The organism is Haladaptatus sp. R4 (genome assembly GCF_001625445.1).
In the GTDB taxonomy this organism is placed as follows: Archaea; Halobacteriota; Halobacteria; order Halobacteriales; family Haladaptataceae; genus Haladaptatus.
The window spans coordinates 248578-265892 of record NZ_LWHG01000011.1; the positions used below are offsets into that span (position 1 = coordinate 248578).

The window sequence follows — 17315 nt, forward strand, 5'->3', positions numbered from 1 at the left end:
GGTCGGTAGGCCGAAGGCGCGCGATTTGCGCGCCTTCGGCCAGCCTCCCTGGCAAAAGGTTGATCGAAAGCCTTCTTCCTCCCACCGGAAGACCTCCGGTCTTCCGTGCTCCCACTCGCTTCGCTCGCGGGAACGATGGTCGGTCGTCGGCCCGGAAAATCTTCGATTTTCCGGAGAAACACCGGCGACTGGCGGCTCTGTCACCGGTCGATTTAATGTGGGTGTAGCCCAGTGAAGAGCATGTGAACCCGTCCATTCGAAGCGCAAGGGAGGGTGATGCCCCGCAGTTGGTCGAACTGTATCGCCGGTCGTACGCGGAGAACGCGAAGATTGGTTTTCCGTCGAGTATCCTCGATTGTGACGAGGGAACCATCGAACAGTGGATTCGGAACCGAACGGTGTTCGTCGCCACTCACGACGAGGAATTCATCGGCGCTGTCCAACTGATTCCCCGTCCCGAGTGGGAACTTCCCGAAATCGGTCGCCTCGCCGTCAACCCCGACTGGCAGGAGCAGGGAATCGGCAGGACCCTGCTCGAATCGGCGGAAGAACACGTGAAGTCGGAGGGATGGGGAACGGTTCGTCTTCGAACGCTCTCGGACCACCCCTTCCTCGAAGACTGGTATCGTCGATGTGGCTACGAACGAGTCGGCGTGCAACGACTCGATAACCGTCCGTACGACGCTCCGATACTGGAGAAGAAACTGTAACACCTTCTGGCGAAATCACGCCAACGGCGTCCGCTCCACGACCTGCCACATCCACCTTTTTACTTCGTCGGGTCAGCAAAGCTGACCACTCCTCGCAAAAATCTGCGCCTGGAGAGCTTTGCTCTCCCGAGCCATCCGTTCGCTCCTTCGTCGCTCACGGAGAGACCAAAAACTCCCCGCTCGCTCACGACTCACTGCGTTCGCCGTTCGTCTTGCGAGGCGCTTTGCGCCTCGCGTCGCTCGCGGGAAACTCAGGCCAACGGCGTCCGTTCCACGACTTGACCATCGTACGTCGGATACTGCTCCACGATTTCGCCCTTCTCCACGTCGCCTTCCTCTATCATCTCTTCGAGCAACCACCACGCGACTTCGATGTGCTCGGATTTGACGGTGTAGAACTCCTCGGGGACGCCGAGTGCTGCGAACTCTCCTTCGTCCGCCCACGTCTTTCCGTAAATCAGGGTACCGTCGTCGGTCACGTCGTCGAACTCGCGGCGAATCTGACGGGCCATTCGCTTGAGGCGGTTGCGGTGCTGAGCGGCGTCCTTGAACACCGAAGTGCAAAAGTACGTCCGCGGGTGGTCACCCATCACGTCGAGGATTTTCTCCTTGGAGCCATCGACGGCGGACATGTGGCCCTCCTGCAGTTCGAACCCTTCGGCCTGCATTCTGCGGTAGTTGCCTTGGGACATCTCGAACTCGTTGACGTTGCAGAACTCCGCCGCGCCCTCGTCGAGGAAGTCGAGGAACTCCTCCTCGGCGCGGATTCCCGGAATCTCGAACGCGGGGGTGAGTCCCTCCTCACGGGCGATGTAGAGGATGTCCTCCCATTCCGTTCCGTGCAGTTCTCCCCACTGTTCGTACGGCGGGTGGAATCGAATCTCGTCCAATCCGGCCTCCGACAGTCGACGCATGTTTTCCCGCCCGCCCGTGATTCCGGTGTAGAGGTGCGTGTGGTGGTCCTCGCCGAACTCGTCCTTCAACAGCGAGAGGTACCGACAGGTCTTGTTCATCGCCTCCTGTGGTTCGCCACCAGTGATGGACGTGCCGAGCGCGTTCATGCGCTTTGCCTCCGTAATCACGTCCTCGTCGTCCTCGACGAGTCGCTCGTTGGCGTACACGTCGGTGACGTTCTTCCGGTTTTCACCGAGGGGGCAGTAAAAACAGTCGCGCTGGTCGCAGTAGCCGTAGACGAAGAGAACCATCTTGCCACCTTTGGCACACTGTTCACAGCCCTTGGAAATCATTCGTTGTACCGTTTTGCCCGTCGAGCCTCAAAAAGCGTGCGAATTACGCTACTCTCAGCCACAGACAGTCATGAGCAGGCTGTTCACCATCGACATCACCGCGTTTTCGTTCTCCTCGAAGACGTGCTGACCGTGTGCGCTCCCATCGACCATTTGGTAGCGTTTCGGATTCGACGCGGCCTTCTGCATCTTCTTCGTCGTCTGTACGTACCGCTGGTCGTCGCCCTTGGCCACGACGAACAGCTTCCAGCCCTGCATTTCGCCCGCGGAATCCACGCCGCTCCCGGGAGCGAGTGCGAGCGTCCCGGCGACCGGCACCGACTTCGCCCGTGCGTTCGCCCGAACGACCGCATCCGCACCGGCACCGGCACCGACGAGGACGACGTTTTTCACGCCGACCCGTTTGCGGAGGTACTGACTTGCGGCGAGGACGTACCCCGGTGCCGTGCTGGTGTCGTCCAAGTTCAGACCGATGAGCAGGCACGTGTAGCCCCTGTTCGCCAGTTCCTTCGCCTCCGGGAGCCAGTCCTTCCTGTCGAAGCCGGTGTCGTGTGCGAACACGATGCCACAGTTACCATCGCCCACCAACGTCCCGTGAACCGTCGCTCCGCTTTGGGTGGTGAACTGAACGTCGCCACCGCCCTTCGGTGGCGCCGTTCCGGTCGTCGTTTCCTCGCCCGTTTCCTGAGTGGTGGTTTCCGACGTCGTTTCCTCGTCCGTCGCGGAGTTCGTACTCGTCTCCGTTCCGGATCCTGTCTCCGTCGTTCCCGTTCCCGTTCCCGTTCCAGTTCCTGGCTTCGTCGTTTCGGTCGTTCGCTTACCGTCGGTCGTTCCGGTGCTCTTCGTTTCCTTTTCACCGCCGGACGAACAGCCAGCGAGTGTCGCCGTCGCTGCGACTCCGACCGCTCGGAGGAGACGGCGCCGTGTCGGCGTTTCGCTCATTGGTCGAACACTCCTTCCGGGGGGGTTAATTATACGCGAGCTAATGTCGGTCGCCCAACGAGCGAACTACCGTTTACACCGTTTTCGGACGCTCTCGAACTGTTTCTGTCACTTCGATTTCCGTCGATTTTGAGACTTCGATCGTCGTTTTCTCGCCGTTCCCGAAAACAGTTAACCGTCGGACGCGTACGCACCGCCAATGCTGCTGGTGTTGTGTGTGGATCTCGACGACGACCTCGGCCGAAAGACTGGCTTCGATACGCCGGTCGTCGGTCGGGACGAAGTCGAGGCCGCCGCCGTCGCGCTCGCCACCGCAGACCCCGAGGACAGCGACGTGAACGTCATGTTCGAGGGCGTCCACCTCTACGACCGAATCCAATCCGACGAGAGCGTCGAAGTCGCAATCGTCACCGGCAACGAGGGGAGCGACATCAGCGCCAACCGGAAAGTCGGCGAGGAAGTGGACACCGTGTTGGCGAGCATCAACACCAGCGAGGAGATCACGACCGTCATCGTCACCGACGGGGCACAGGACGAGAGCGTCATCCCGGTCATCCGTTCGCGTATTCCCGTGGACGCGTCCGCCGCGTCGTCGTCCGACAGGCACAGGATTTGGAGTCGATGTACTACACCATCAAGCAGGTGCTGGACGACCCCGAAACCCGCGGGACGATCCTCGTCCCGCTTGGCATCCTGATGCTCATCTACCCCCTCGCGCTCGCGGCCGACCGACTCGGCATGCCCGGCGGGGCCGTGTTCGGCGGGACGTCCGCCCTCCTCGGACTCTACATCCTCTTCCGTGGTCTGGGCCTCGAACGGTTGGTCGACCGCTTCGCCGAGAAAACCCGGGCGAGCCTCTACTCCGGTCGCGTGACGCTCATCACCTACGTCGTCGCCGCCGCGCTGCTCGTCATCGGTGGCGTCAGCGGCGTCAACACCCTCGATTCCATTCAACACCAGAACGGCGGTCACAGCCTAGGCGCGCTTCGCGTCCTCGCGGCGCTCATCTACGGCGCAGTCGTCTGGTTCTCGGCCGCCGGAATCACCTCCAGCCTCGGCCAGATCACCGACGAATACCTCGCCGACGATTTCAAGTGGCGCTACCTCAACGCGCCGTTCTACGTCCTCGCGATCGGCGGCGTCCTCTACGCCGTCAGCGCGTACTTCCTCAGCCGCGCCTCGCTCGAATTCCTCGCCGGGATGCTCACCGCCGGAACCCTGCTCGGCCTGACGAGCACCCTCATCTTCGCCATCGCCGAATCGCGCTATTCGAGGTCAGGACGGGCGCGAGCGAGTTAGGATTTCGGTTTCTGCAACCGCGTCCAGACTGTTTCTACGATTTCGCCCATCCAAGTGGCGCGCGCTGCCGCGGTGGCGAGGTCAGCGAGGTTTCGAAAAACCTCTGGGTGAACGGTGTAATTGCCGAGCAACGCTCGGCAGTCAGCCGGACGAAGTCCGGCGAAATTGCCAAGCGTTGCTTGGCGGTCAACCGGACGGAGTCCGGTGAAACCGCGAACCAGCGGTCCAGCCGAATCGTCGCGGAAAATACGTGCGAGGTCTTCGCGAGCGGTAGCGAGCGAACGGCTCATCAGAGCGAAGCTCTGACGGTGGATGAGTGAGCGACCGGAGGGAGCGAAGGAATCGGCTGGGGAGGCGTGTGGCCTGTTGCGGTGTGGTTTCATTGCCCCCGCTATTTGTAGTCACAGTAAAATCAGCACTCTCTCGTAACGACTGGCCGTTTAAAACCACTAAAGCGCGAAAACCCAACTACCGATCTCTACATGAAGTCCGCGATTCCGGACTGTTTGTTCTTGTCGTTCTCGAACACGCTCTCCAGCGAGCGCTCCAGGATCCGCAACCGTTGTTTGGTGTACTCGCGGCAGTCGTACTCCTCGGCGACCTGAATCGCGGTGTCCATGTACTTGTTCACCGAGCCTTGGTGCACCGTCAGGTTCACCCGGCCGCCGCACTCCCGGCAGTCGCCGGAGAGGGGCATTCGCCGATACTTCACGCCGCAGTCGAGACACCGGGTTTCCTGCCGCGAGAACGCACGAAGGTTCCCGATGAGGTCCGGCAGGAAGTGCCCCTCGATGACCCGCTCGGCCACGTCCGTCTCATCGACTGCACGCGTCTTCCGGGCCAGTTCCAACTGGGCATTCATCTTGTCCATCATCGACCCGAGCGTCTTGTACGCCGAGAGGTCCGGCCCGAGCGCGATGTTCGAGGTGTCGTGCGTGTGCCGGAAGCCGGTGTACTCGCGGTCGGTGCCCAGATACTCCTCCGCGATGGTGATGTCCACGTCCTCCGGGTCCGCCATCTCCAGCGTCGCCTCGTAGAACTCGCGGGGATACCGGTCCACGATGTCCATGTTGTGCGCCTCGTCGTCGATCTCCGAGGGGTCGATGCGCGAGGACATCACCAGCGGCGCGTCCATCTGCCCCCCGCGCTTGTCCGGCAGGAACTCCTTCGAGAAGTTGAGCAGGCCGTCCATCAGGAGCATTACGCAGTCCTCGTCGCCGTCGCACTGCTTCGTCGCAATTCCGTTTGCGACGAGATTATGCGTATCCCGGACGGTGACGCAGTAGGTGTTCGAAACCTCCGACTGGACGATTTCGACTCGCGTTACTTCGTCACGTTCGAAGGAACCCCCGTCCGCCACTGCTCCTGTATTTGCCCTTCCTGCCGAGAAACCGGAATTCACACCGCCGAGGAATCCAGGAACTGAAGTACCGACCTCCAACTCTCGTGCTTCGATTTCTTCGAGATCGTTCCCGTTCCACTGAACCATCGAATGGTCGGGAGTCACCGTAATTTCCCGTCCGCTTCGAGTTTCGATTTCGACTAGATGGTTCGGTGCTGGATGTTTCGAAACCGCTTCGATGGGCTTCCGAACGACGTTCCCATCCTCGTCTATCGACGGCACCAACACCTCACAATCCAGTTCTTGGACGAGAGTGCCGAAATCATCCGTTCGCGGCTCTTCCAACCGCTTCTCGACCAACTGTCGAATTTCGTCGTATCGCCACTCCTCGTCCTCATCTCGATACCAGACCTTGGTTTTCGGATGGAAGCAGTTGCGCCGCTTCGCCGCGTGGAAGTACGGATGTGCGTACCCCACCGCCGCGCTGGTGAAGCCGATGACGCGGCCGACGACGGCGGCGGAGGTGTGGGGTGCCATCCCGAAGACGAGTTCGCCGACCAAGTCTTCCCGTTCGTCCATCTCGTAGAACGGTTCGAGTCCGTAGTAGTCTTCGAGGAGTTGGTCCACGAACTCGGCGGTCTTGAGCAGGTGGACGGCCGCGCCGTCCGAGAGGACGATGTCCTGTACACGCAACTCGACCAGTTGGTCGTCGTGTTGGAGCGGTTCGCCGTGGATGTCCTCCTCGTAGCCGAGCGCGCGGAGTTGGTCGGCTTCCACGTCCAGTTCGGACGGCCTGACGGACGTGACCGGCAGGTCGGTCATGTCGTAGCGAATCGTTCCGTCCTTGAACGCGCTCACGTCGTGTTTCGCCCGGAGAACGCCTTTCTCGATGGGTTCGGGCGTTTTGTGCGCCGAGGTGAGTCCCTTGACGCCTTTGAGCGTATCGAAGACGTTCGAGCGCTCGCCGACCGATTCGAGCGCGTTTCGGAACTCGTCGTTCATCTCGATGGGTTGCCATTCGACGCTGGTCGCCTCGACTTCACACCGCGGGCACTCTGCCCGACCCGCTTGGTCGGGTTCGACCCTCGTTTCACAGTCGGGACATCTGTACACCGGATACGTGTTGCCGCCACACTCCGGGCACTGGCATTTGAACGTCTCCTCGCCGCAGTCCTCACACTCGCGTTGTCCGATTTGGACTTCGATTCGTCCGCGCTTCCCGGACATCCCTTCCGTGTGGGTCGCGGCTTTCGCCACGTCGCGCTGGTCGCCGCCAGCCTCGCCGAGCGGGAAGAGCGTGTGGACCGCGGGACTCATCTCGCGTTTTTCGGACTTCTCGGGGCGGCCCATTCGGTTCCCGATGCGAGTGGGTGCGCGCTCACGGACCTCGAACGGGGCGACTTCGCTGACCGCTTGGATGGCGTTGTCCCCCGGTTCGTCCTCGCCCCACTTGCGAGCGTCCTGTGTTAGTGTATCCCACGCACGCGTAAGGTCATCAATATCGATCCCCAGCGACCGAACGAACGGTTTCCACACCGGTATCTCGATATCCTCGCCCTGTCTGTGCTGAACGAGGAGGTGTTCGAGCGCCGTTCGAACCGTTTCGGTGTTCGAAACGACGAGGGTTCCGTCCCGTATTCCTCCCGCTTCGACGGCCTCCGCCAGTGCCTCGAACTCGGCGACCGAGATGTCGTGCCAGAGATGGGTGTACTTCGGGTGGAGCGGCGCGTCGTATTCGGTCGCCCAGTCGAGCGCTTCCTCGGGAGATGGGTCTTCGAGGTCGATACGTGGGTTATCACGCATCGCCTGCACGTTCGCACCGGCGTGTTCGAAATCCTGTACCCACCACTCGAAGACGTAGGACGCGGGGGGGAGCGGGTGGTTGTTCTCGACGAACTCGCCGTAGTTGACCAGATACTCCCCGAGATCGATGATCTCCACGACGCCGTTACGAACTTCGAGGGCTTCGTCGGTGTCGTCGATTCGGCGCACGTCACCGTTCGCCAACTTGACTGTCGGTCCTTCGATGGTATCGACGGGGATGACGCCGCCCGCCTTCCCGGGGCGTTCGGTCTTTATCTGCGTTCCCGTCGCGAGGAAGTCGTCCACGAGGTGCATCGTCGCGGGTTGCACACCCGCCGTCGCGAACCCGTGGTTCCGCGCCCGACCGTATCGAAGGCGGAAACCACCGGGGCGGCAGGGGTGTGTAAAGACGGGCCGTCCGGCGATGAGGTCGCGGAGAAACTTCGTGGCTTCATCGACGCGCGGTGGACCGTGCAACTCCTGCGGTTCCTCATCTCCCCCTTCTTCCTCGGCTTTTTCGTCGTCCGTTTCGTCTTCTCCCTCCACGCTCTCGTCCGTCTCCTCTTTCCCGTCGTCCTTTCCGATGGTGCCGTCGATGAGGTCCTGCAACCACGGCCAGTCGATCTCGTCCAGATTTCGGGTGTAGCGCTGTATCTTCGGCGCTTTGAGCGCGATACCTTCCGCCATGACGAGACACATTCCGCCACGGGCGCTGTTGGTATCGACGCGGTCCAAGTCGCGGAATCCGGATACCTCCTCGTCCCCTGTCGCCTCCCCGTCCAGCATGACGGGCATGTGTTTGGCGATGAACTTCGACTCCTTGTCCTTCGGCGAGTACTGCAATCCCGTCTCCGAGTCGTAGAGGTTGATCTCCTCGGCGTAGCGTTCGATCTCGTCGTCGCGGGCCTGATACTCACCCACCCCGAGGAGTGCCCGCGTGTAATCCGCAACGAGAACCGACAGCGCCTGTGCGGTCCCACCTGCCGAGCGAATCGGCCCGGCGTAGTAGACGTTGACGAACTCCGTGCCGTCGTCGTTGTCGAGGAGTTCCACTCGGTCGATTCCCTCGATAGGTGCGGCGACGACACCTTCGGTCAACAGCGCGACGGCAGTCCGAACCGCACCCTCGATCTTTCCGGCACGGGTTTCGTAATCACCGACGTTCCCGTCCGCGAAGTCCTTTGCCAGTTCCAGGGCGCCTCCTCGCGGGACATCTGGCCTTCGAGTTCGCGTACGCGTTCGGCGACGTTCTCGATGCCGAGGATGTTCTCCACACGGTCGGCCATGTCCTTTGCGACTGGAATCTCGACCTCCGGTTGCGGGTCGCCGCTGTGCTCCTTGGCCGCCTCCGCCACGTCGAACGCCTCGTCGAGGCGCGATTCCAGCCGTTCGAAGTACTGTCGGTCTTCGTCCCGCATGCTACAGCCAGAGGTCCAAATCGGTCGGTTGGTCGCGTTCCCGAACGAGCGGTTCCTCGAACGTTCGCATGTACAGTTCCCCGGCGAACACCGTCGCGGAATCGAGGTGTCCGGCAAGCGTCTGTCCCGAACGCCGCGAAAGGACGGCGTGCGTGTGTGCGAACCGCTCGCCGTCGAGTAGCGAGATGTTGCCGACACAGGATGCGACTTCGAGCGGTTCGTCGAACTGTACCTCCCGGTACTCCTTCTCGTCTTGGTCGTAGTACCAGATGTCCGCGTCCTGCACCGCGCCCATCGCGATGAACCACGCAGCGTCGACGTCCTCGTCGTCGGCAAGCGATTCTATTTCGGCGCGCCAGTCCGCACCGTGCCCGAGCCGGGCGACGAACTCCTGTTCACTGGCAACCTCCCGATAGTCCATGTCTGCATGAAACCGCGTGGGGAACAAAAAAGGTTCAGTCTCGTCCCCTCACCCTACGGGTCGTCGGTACGGTTAGCTTTCCGACGTACGGTTCCATTTCCTGTCGAATTCCTACCACTTTCTGCAGCTGTTCAGTAGGAACGAAAAGGGGAATCGCGGAAAGAGGGCTGTTTGAGGGTCGAAACTGTTGGGGGAACTACTGCCAATCGGGGAGGGATGCAGTGTCCGTTACTCGCATGCAAATCCATGCATCCTCGCGGGATACATCTGCGATGACGAGTCGCTCCGCCTCTCCGTCATCGTCCACCGAGGCCATAACCTCGGAGTCGTTTGCAACCGACACCGACACTGCTGCCGTATCCGGCGTCATACTTTGAGAGTGTGTACCAAGGAATATAAGCGCACCGAAACGCTGATACGCAATACTATTTCTGATACGAATTTCCGAAAGAATGACTGGTCTATCTGGGTGTAGTGTTTGTAACGAAAATAATAGTACGTTACTCGGCCGATTTCACCGCTGCCTTTCATTTCTCAATGATCTCTTCTATGACAAAAATGGCGAAAAAATCCGGGTTGAATATAATCCCGAATCTGGCGAACTGTGCAATAAACCCGCCGTTTACCGCCGTAATGGTGGCAATCTCAAACGGTAAGTTTATCCACTATGATACACAAGCCGTTGATGGATGACAGATACTGACAACCTAACCCGTCGGCGATTCCTACAGGCAACCGGTGGTGCGGCATCCGCTGCCGCACTTGCTGGCTGTACTGGTGGCGGTGACGGTAACGGTGACGGCGACAACACGAGCAACAACGGCGGCGGTGACGGCACCAGCAACGGTGGAGGAAACAACGGGAACGGTAACACGCTCCAGTTGCTCAACTCCACGATGACCACGCTCGACCCGGTCAAGGCGACTGATACGGCGTCCGGGACGGTCATTCAGCAGGTCTTCGACGGCCTGACGAACTATCCGAACGGCGAGATTGCGGTCGAAAATCTGATCGCTGACTCGCACGAGGTCTCCGACGACCAGAAGACCTACACGTTCAAACTCAAGAAGGGCGTGAAGTTCCACAACGGCAAAGAAGTCACAGCGAAGGACTTCAAATACTCCTGGCGTCGCCTCGCCGAATCGAAGAACTCCCGTCGTCAGTACTTCGTGCTCGACTCCATCGGCATCAAGCACGAGGAGACGACGAAGACCTACAAGGACGACGACGGCAAACACGAGCTGACCGTCGCAAAGGCGGACTCCCTCGCGATCGAGCGCCGGACGACTACACGCTCGAAATCACGCTCGAAAAGCCGTTCCACGCCACGCTCGAAATGCTCGCTTACACGTCCTTCGCAGCGATTCCGGAAGGCATGATCGGCGACATCGACGGCTACGATGGCAAGGTGAAACAGACGAAGTTTGCGACGAAGAAACCCGTCGGTGCCGGTCCGTTCGAGTTCGACCACTGGCAGACGGACGTCGAAGCCGCAGTCTCCAAGTTTGATGACTACTACGGCGACAAAGCGAAAGTCGACGGTATCCACTGGAATATCACATCCGACCCGGACACGAGTTACACCTACGGTATCGTCAACAAGAACGCCGACATGGGGTACGGCAGCGGTATCATCCCGACATCGAAATACGATCCGGAAAAGGTCAAAAACACGAAAGAAGACGACCTCGGTCGAACTGTCGGGAAGTACGGTCCCGTCGAAGGCAGCACGATGGACTACCTCGGCGTCTCCACGATCAACACCTACTACATGGGCTTCAACACGGAGAACGTCCCGAAGCCTGTCCGACAGGCGATCGCCTACGTCACTAATCAGGAGAAAATGGTCGAGGAGATCTTCAAAGGCCGCGGAAAGGCCGCGTATCACTTCACGCCGCCGATGATCTACCCCGGTGGTGCGAAGGCCTACACGAAGCACGCGAAGAGCAAGTACCCGTACGGCTACAACGAGCGCAATATCGAAAAGGCGAAGCAGATCATGAAGGACGCTGGCTACAGCCAGAGCAATAAGTTCAGCTTCACCTTCACCGTTTACCAGAGTTCCAGCACGTGGCCCGCGCTGGGTAAGCGTCTCCGCGACTTGCTCCAAACGGCGCACATCAACATGGAGATCAAGAAGACGCCGTTCAGTACGCTACTCCAGCAGGGTCGCCAGGGCAAGCTCGAAGGCTACTCGCTCGGGTGGGTCATGGACTGGCCAGCCCCGGACAACTTCCTCGGACTGCTCTACCCGCCACTGACGGACACGTCCCAGGATTCGCCACAGTCCTATACCAACTGGTCGGGTACCCCTGCCGCGAAGAAAGCGACCAACGCGTGGGAGACGGTGCAGGACAACACCGGTCCGACGAAGAAAGAAGGGAAGACTCGCGACGAAGCGTACATCAAGATGGAGGAAGCCAACTGGGAGGACGTCACCTTCCTGCCGATGTACCACGGTCTGTCCGAGCGCTTCTCCTACGAGTGGGTCGACGCGCCAAAGTTCGGCGGTGCTGGCTACAGCCGTCAGATGTACAACAACGTCGAACTCAGCAGCCGGAAATAAATAACAAACTTCGGCGTTTATTTTTCTCCCAAACGTCCAGATAGCTGCGGCACTACTAGTGATTTTCCGTGAAATACTATCGCAAGACATAATGAGTGGAACGCGAAATACGTATCCGTATCAGCCATGAACGCGGTTACCATTGGGTGCAACCTACCGCACGACAAGATAACGTTTGACTGGGAGGTGGACTGGACAAAATGAGTCGATGGCACTACTTCGCTCGCCGTCTACTACTGTCCATCCCTATTCTCATCTTCGGAACGACGATCACGTTCGTCGTCCTCCGAATGGGACCGGTCGACCCCGTGGGGGCGATTCTCGGTCCGACGGGAGATCCGCAAGCGTACAACAAGATATCGAATCAACTCGGCCTTAACAAGCCGTTATGGGAACAGTACGTCGACTACATGACCAACATGGTAACGTTCCATTTGGGTCGTTCGTGGGTTCTCCATCCGGATCAAACCGCCTACGACCTCATCGTATCGTATGCCCCCCGAACCCTCTGGTTGGGTTTCTGGTCGGTTCTCATCGCCGTCTTCGTGGGAATCCCCCTCGGATTCTACGCCGGACTCAACCCGAACTCGGGAAGCGACTACTTCGCTTCGTTCGGTGGTATCGTATGGCGTGCGATGCCGAACTTCTGGCTCGCGCTGATCCTGATGGCAGTCCTTTCCCATTCACAAGACGTGCTGTTCGGGTTCAACTGGCAGAACTGGCTCGTTCATACGACCGTTACCGGTGTTCCGTTCCACGACTATCACGAGTTGACCAATCCGCATAACCTGCTAGCCGCCATCAAGAAGATCGCACCGGCAGCCATCGTTCTCGGTTCCGCATCGATGGGGAACGAGATGCGTATTGGGCGAACGGCAGTGCTGGAGACGGCGAACTCCAACTTCATCGAAACGGCGCGTGCGAAAGGCGTTCCGCCGCGCTCGCTCGTCTGGAAGCACATCTTCCGGAACGCCCTCATCCCGCTCGTTCCCATCATCACGGGCGAGGCGTTCCTGCTCATCGGTGGTTCAGTCATCGTCGAAACCGTGTTCAACATCAGCGGTATCGGCCGCCTGTTCTTCCAAGCAGTCATTCAGGGCGACTTACCACTCGTCGGTTCGATGATGTTCATCTTCATCCTCATCGTCGTACTGATAAACATCCTACAGGACTTCCTGTACACAATAATCGACCCCCGTGTCGGTTACGACGGAGGTGCATAACATGAGTACCAATTCCGCTATTCGAGAGGAAAAATCCCTCCGCGAACGTATCGCAGACAACCCACGACCGGCGGCCCTCTGGCTCGCCGGATTCCTCGTGCTCCTCGCACTCGAATTCGGTGCGCTGTGGGGCATGATAATGGCAGTTCCGTGGGGAACGTTTGTCGATAAACTGGCGTTCCTCAAACCCATCGCCGCACCGTTTGCGACCTTCGGTGACGCACTGTCGGACTTGCCGACGCTGCTATCGAGGAGCATCTTCGACAACACCGGCTGGCAATCGCCGTCCGGTGGGTGGAAAGGGACGTTCCTCGGATTGTCCCCGGCAGTCGTCTGGGCCATCCGCGTCGTCCTCGTCTATGCCTACACGCTCGCATTCCTGTACTGGCTCTGGCGCGGCTATCTCACGTTCCGAGAGCACTATCGATACGCCGACTGGACGCCCCGTGACGACATGGTCAACCGGTTCCGCAACCACACGTGGGGACTGTTCGGGTTCGTCGTCGTCTTCATGTTCGTCGTGATGGCGATTTTCGCGCCCGCACTCGGGCCGACGACCCTCGAACGTAATATCCAGGATCCGTACTCCCACCAGATTAAATACCTCGACAAGGATTCCAATCAGGTCAAGGAAGCTCTCATCGGTGACGCCAACTCGGACTCCCAATCGGAAGGTTCAAGCGGAAACGTCGGTCCGATGACCTACGACGACTACGGTCGATATCATCCGTTCGGCACGTTACCGACCGGTAAGGACTTATTTACCTTCATGATGCACGGCGCTCGCGTCTCGCTGTTCATCGGCCTCACGTCCATCATCGTGAGCGGTCTCATCGCGACGGCGTTCGCGCTCCTGACGGCGTACTACAAGGGTGCAGTCGATCTCTTGGTCGTCGTCGTCGGTGACTCTGTGATGTCGATTCCGCGCCTGCTACTCCTCATCCTGCTCTCGTACGTGTTAAAGAGTACGTGGCTCGGGAAGATTTACAACGGCGGTCTGTTGTTCGCACTGCTGTTCGCCGCAACTGGTTGGCCGTTCCTCTGGCGTGCAGTGCGCGGCCCCGCGATGCAGGTATCCGAACAGGAGTGGATCGACGCCGCAAAGAGCTTCGGGCAGAGCCCGGTTACGACCATGAAGAAGCACATGGCTCCGTACATCCTCGGCTATCTGCTCGTCTACTCCTCGATGACGCTCGGCGGTATCATCATCTCCGTCGCAGCGCTGTCATTCCTCGGTCTCGGTATCAACGCACCGACGCCGGAATGGGGTCGTGCAATAAGCGTCGGGCAGACCTACACGACGACCGCCTCGTGGCACATCTCGCTCATTCCGGGCGTACTCATCGTGCTCATCGTCACCGCGTTCAACGCGCTCGGTGACGGTATCCGAGACGCGGTCGACCCACAGAGCGAAACGGGTGACGACGGCGGTGCTGAAGTCGCCGCGACAGGAGGGAGTGGTGCATAATGGCGTCGAGCCAACAACCCACGTCCATCGCCGACAGGGAGCCGATTCTGTCGGTCGAAAACCTTCAGACGGCCTTCTTCACCGACAAAGAGGTCATCCGTGCCTGTGACGGCGTTTCGTTCGACATCAGACCCGGAGAGACGGTCGGTATCGTCGGCGAATCCGGGTCCGGAAAGAGCGTCACTGCACGCTCCATCATGGGCCTCATCAAATCGCCCGGACGCATCCTCGACGGTAGCATCCGTTTCAAGGACGAGGAACTGACGGATAAATCCGAAAAGGAGTACCGACAGATCCGCGGCGGTGACATCGCGATGGTGTTCCAGGACCCACTGACGAGCCTGAACCCCGTCTACAGCGTCGGGAACCAGATCAAGGAGGCACTCCGTCTCCATCAAGATATGACCGGAACCGCGGCGACAAAGGAGGCTATCAATCTCCTCGAAGCGGTCGGTATCCCCGACGCCGGTCGCCGCATCAAGGAGTACCCACACGAGTTCTCCGGCGGCATGCGTCAGCGGGCGGTCATCGCCATGGCGCTCGCGTGTGACCCCGAACTGCTCATCTGTGACGAGCCGACGACGGCGCTCGACGTGACGATTCAGGCCCAGATCCTCGAACTGCTGGATGAACTCCAGGAGGAACGCGACCTCGCGATCATGTTCATCACGCACGACATGGGCGTCATCGCGGAAATCGCCGACCGCGTGAACGTCATGTACGCGGGCGAAATCATCGAAAGTGCGCCCGTCGTGGAACTGTTCGAGAATCCACGACACCCGTACACCCGTGGTCTGCTGCGAAGCATTCCGGGCAACGCCCCCGAGTCGGACCGCCTCGTCACCATTGAGGGTGACGTTCCGACGCCGAACGAACCCGCCACGTACTGTCGATTCGCGCCTCGATGTCCCGAGGCGTTCGACTCGTGCGATTCGGTTCACCCGGTCCCGGTCGAGGTCAACGAAAACGCGGACAGGCACACTGCGGCGTGTCTCCTGTATCCCGAAGACGTGTCACAATCAGAAGCCATCGACGTGCATCGCAATATGGCAACCGAAAGTGAGGACAAACTATGAGCGAAGTACAGAAGAGCAAATCCCCGTCGGTCGAGACAGGCGAAACGCTCGTGGAAATCAACGAGCTGAAAACCTACTACGGCGAGGGTGGTCTCATCGACTCGACCCCCGTCAAAGCTGTTGACGGTGTCTCCGTCGATATTCAACGCGGCGAAACGCTCGGGTTGGTCGGCGAATCCGGCTGTGGAAAATCGACGCTCGGCCGGACGCTCATCCAACTGGAGGAAGCGACGTCCGGCGAAGTGCTGTTCGACGGCACCGACATCACCCAACTGTCGGGCAAAGATCTCAAAAACTGGCGACGAAACAGCCAGATGGTCTTTCAGGACCCCGAATCCAGCCTCAACGACCGGATGACGGTCGGCGAAATCATCCGCGAACCGCTCGACGTTCACGACTGGAAGACGCCGCGGGAGCGTCGTGAACACGTCCGTGAACTACTGGACGTCGTCGGACTCCAACCCGAACACTACTACCGTTACCCGCACCAGTTCTCGGGTGGCCAGCGCCAGCGTGTCGGTATCGCCCGCGCGCTCGCGCTCGAACCGGAGTTCATCGTGCTGGACGAACCGGTCTCGGCGCTGGACGTCTCCGTGCAGGCCCAGATTCTCAACCTGCTCGAAGACCTGCAGAACGAGTTCGGCCTGACGTACCTGTTCATCGCCCACGACCTCTCCGTGGTTCGGCACATCTGTGACCGTGTCGCCGTGATGTATCTGGGTCACATAATGGAACTCGGTCCGACGGAGGAACTGTTCGAGAACCCGAAAAACCCGTACACGATTTCGCTCCTCTCGGCGATTCCGGACCCGGACCCGACGGCCCGCGGTGAGCGAGTCACGCTTCGCGGGACTCCACCGAGTCCACGTGACCCACCGAAAGGCTGTCCGTTCAGTACACGCTGTCCGATGAAGATTCGACCGGAGGAGTTCCAAGACATGGACGACGACCTCTGGGTCAACATCGAAATCTTCCGCGAAGTCGTTCGCGAACGTTCCCGCGCCGAACGTTCGATGACCGATCAGGTGAAGGAGATGCTCGGCATGGATACTCGGTTCTCCGACATCAGTGAGATCCAACAGGAGTTGTTCACCGATGTGGAAGTGCCGCAGAAAGTCCAACAGCACATCGACGAAGCGTCGGGCTACATCGAGAACAACGACGAAGAGCAAGCGCGCGAGTATCTTCGTGACGTGTTCGGAAGCGTCTGTGACTCGGACTCGCCCAGCGACAACGTCGTGAGCGACTCCGGTCGCTTCAGCCACTGTCACCGTCACCTCGAATCGTACGAGGAGCCGGACGAATTCACGCCCTACACGATGCGGTAATGGTCGAACCAGACCAGTCCCCTCGGCGGTTTCGACAGGCGATAGACGCGCTCGTCTACGCTATCGTGGTGACTGGGTTGGTCTTCTTTATCGGCGCTGTCATCTGTTTCGCGCTCGGTAGCGATCTCGTCGGCGTGAAGTACTTCCTGTTTCTCGTCGGTATCTTGTTGTTCGGATACGGTACGTTCGCGCTCTATCCCTCCCGTCGGTGGAAGGTAGACCGGTCGGAGGGACGCGTCGACGTCGATCGGAACACGGAGACCGGTGAGGCCATCGGTGCGCGTGAGGAGACCCGATTTCAGTCGGCGGTACAGCGGGTCCCGCCGCTCCCGCAGTACTCCATCCCGCCCGAGGAACGCCTCTCACCCGGTGCGAAGTTGTTCATCGCCAGCCTTTTCGTTCTCCTCGCGTCGTTTCTCATGGAAGCCGTCTTCGGCGTTGGCGTGTAACAACAGTTTTTACCGTTTCGGAA

The 17315-nt window shown here is 59.8% G+C and carries 13 protein-coding genes and 2 pseudogenes; 9 read left to right on the plus strand and 6 right to left on the minus strand.

Annotated elements, in window-relative coordinates; translation table 11 throughout:
* Window positions 1–242 precede the first annotated feature (242 nt).
* A complete protein-coding gene (locus A4G99_RS04915) occupies window positions 243–710 on the plus strand; it encodes a GNAT family N-acetyltransferase (protein WP_066140151.1) in 468 nt (155 codons plus the stop codon).
* 251 nt (window positions 711–961) lie between these two features.
* Here A4G99_RS04915 and A4G99_RS04920 read toward each other — a convergent pair whose 3' ends face one another.
* Both A4G99_RS04920 and A4G99_RS04925 read right to left on the minus strand, forming a co-directional pair.
* On the minus strand, window positions 962–1957 hold the full coding sequence (locus tag A4G99_RS04920; RefSeq protein WP_066140156.1) for a radical SAM protein: 996 nt from the start codon (window positions 1955–1957) through the stop codon (window positions 962–964).
* A gap of 54 nt (window positions 1958–2011) precedes the next feature.
* Window positions 2012–2899 carry a S9 family peptidase gene (locus A4G99_RS04925; protein ID WP_066140160.1) on the minus strand — a complete coding sequence of 296 codons (888 nt, stop codon included), beginning with the start codon at window positions 2897–2899 and terminating at the stop codon, window positions 2012–2014.
* A gap of 199 nt (window positions 2900–3098) precedes the next feature.
* Between A4G99_RS04925 and A4G99_RS04930 the strand changes: the two are divergent.
* Window positions 3099–4198, plus strand: a pseudogene (locus A4G99_RS04930) (DUF373 family protein).
* Here the strand turns inward: A4G99_RS04930 and A4G99_RS25695 are convergent.
* The 4 genes and pseudogenes from A4G99_RS25695 to A4G99_RS25700 form a co-directional block, all read right to left on the minus strand.
* Window positions 4195–4488: a hypothetical protein gene (locus A4G99_RS25695; protein ID WP_066140165.1), complete on the minus strand. Its 294-nt coding sequence runs from the start codon at window positions 4486–4488 to the stop codon at window positions 4195–4197. The pseudogene A4G99_RS04930 and the gene A4G99_RS25695 sit on opposite strands and share 4 nt — an antisense overlap.
* A gap of 188 nt (window positions 4489–4676) precedes the next feature.
* Window positions 4677–8761, minus strand: a pseudogene (locus A4G99_RS04940) (DNA-directed DNA polymerase II large subunit).
* Window position 8762: 1 nt separating this feature from the next.
* Window positions 8763–9182 carry a PPC domain-containing DNA-binding protein gene (locus A4G99_RS04945; protein WP_066140167.1) on the minus strand — a complete coding sequence of 140 codons (420 nt, stop codon included), beginning with the start codon at window positions 9180–9182 and terminating at the stop codon, window positions 8763–8765.
* 196 nt (window positions 9183–9378) lie between these two features.
* Entirely contained in the window at window positions 9379–9552 is a 174-nt protein-coding gene (locus tag A4G99_RS25700) for a hypothetical protein (RefSeq protein ID WP_190303688.1), read from the minus strand.
* 319 nt (window positions 9553–9871) lie between these two features.
* Here A4G99_RS25700 and A4G99_RS28585 point away from each other — a divergent pair, with 319 nt between their 5' ends.
* From A4G99_RS28585 to A4G99_RS04980, 7 genes are all read left to right on the plus strand, one after another.
* Complete coding sequence (locus A4G99_RS28585) at window positions 9872–10561, plus strand: ABC transporter substrate-binding protein (protein WP_255359046.1); 690 nt, start codon at window positions 9872–9874, stop codon at window positions 10559–10561.
* Window positions 10483–11748, plus strand: coding sequence for an ABC transporter substrate-binding protein (locus A4G99_RS04955; protein ID WP_255359076.1), 1266 nt, complete (start codon window positions 10483–10485; stop codon window positions 11746–11748). Before A4G99_RS28585 ends, A4G99_RS04955 begins: the two co-directional genes overlap by 79 nt.
* A 200-nt stretch (window positions 11749–11948) precedes the next feature.
* The gene (locus tag A4G99_RS04960) at window positions 11949–12971 is read left to right on the plus strand and encodes an ABC transporter permease (protein WP_066140175.1); all 1023 of its coding nucleotides are present in this window, start codon (window positions 11949–11951) and stop codon (window positions 12969–12971) included.
* Window position 12972: 1 nt separating this feature from the next.
* The gene (locus A4G99_RS04965; RefSeq protein WP_066140178.1) at window positions 12973–14439 is read left to right on the plus strand and encodes an ABC transporter permease; all 1467 of its coding nucleotides are present in this window, start codon (window positions 12973–12975) and stop codon (window positions 14437–14439) included.
* Window positions 14439–15515, plus strand: coding sequence for an ABC transporter ATP-binding protein (locus A4G99_RS04970; RefSeq protein WP_066140184.1), 1077 nt, complete (start codon window positions 14439–14441; stop codon window positions 15513–15515). Before A4G99_RS04965 ends, A4G99_RS04970 begins: the two co-directional genes overlap by 1 nt.
* Window positions 15512–16843 (plus strand): ABC transporter ATP-binding protein, encoded by a 1332-nt coding sequence (locus A4G99_RS04975; protein ID WP_066140186.1) that lies wholly within the window; start codon window positions 15512–15514, stop codon window positions 16841–16843. Before A4G99_RS04970 ends, A4G99_RS04975 begins: the two co-directional genes overlap by 4 nt.
* Complete coding sequence (locus A4G99_RS04980) at window positions 16843–17292, plus strand: hypothetical protein (protein WP_066140191.1); 450 nt, start codon at window positions 16843–16845, stop codon at window positions 17290–17292. The genes A4G99_RS04975 and A4G99_RS04980 overlap by 1 nt, the downstream gene beginning before the upstream one ends.
* Window positions 17293–17315: the final 23 nt, after the last annotated feature.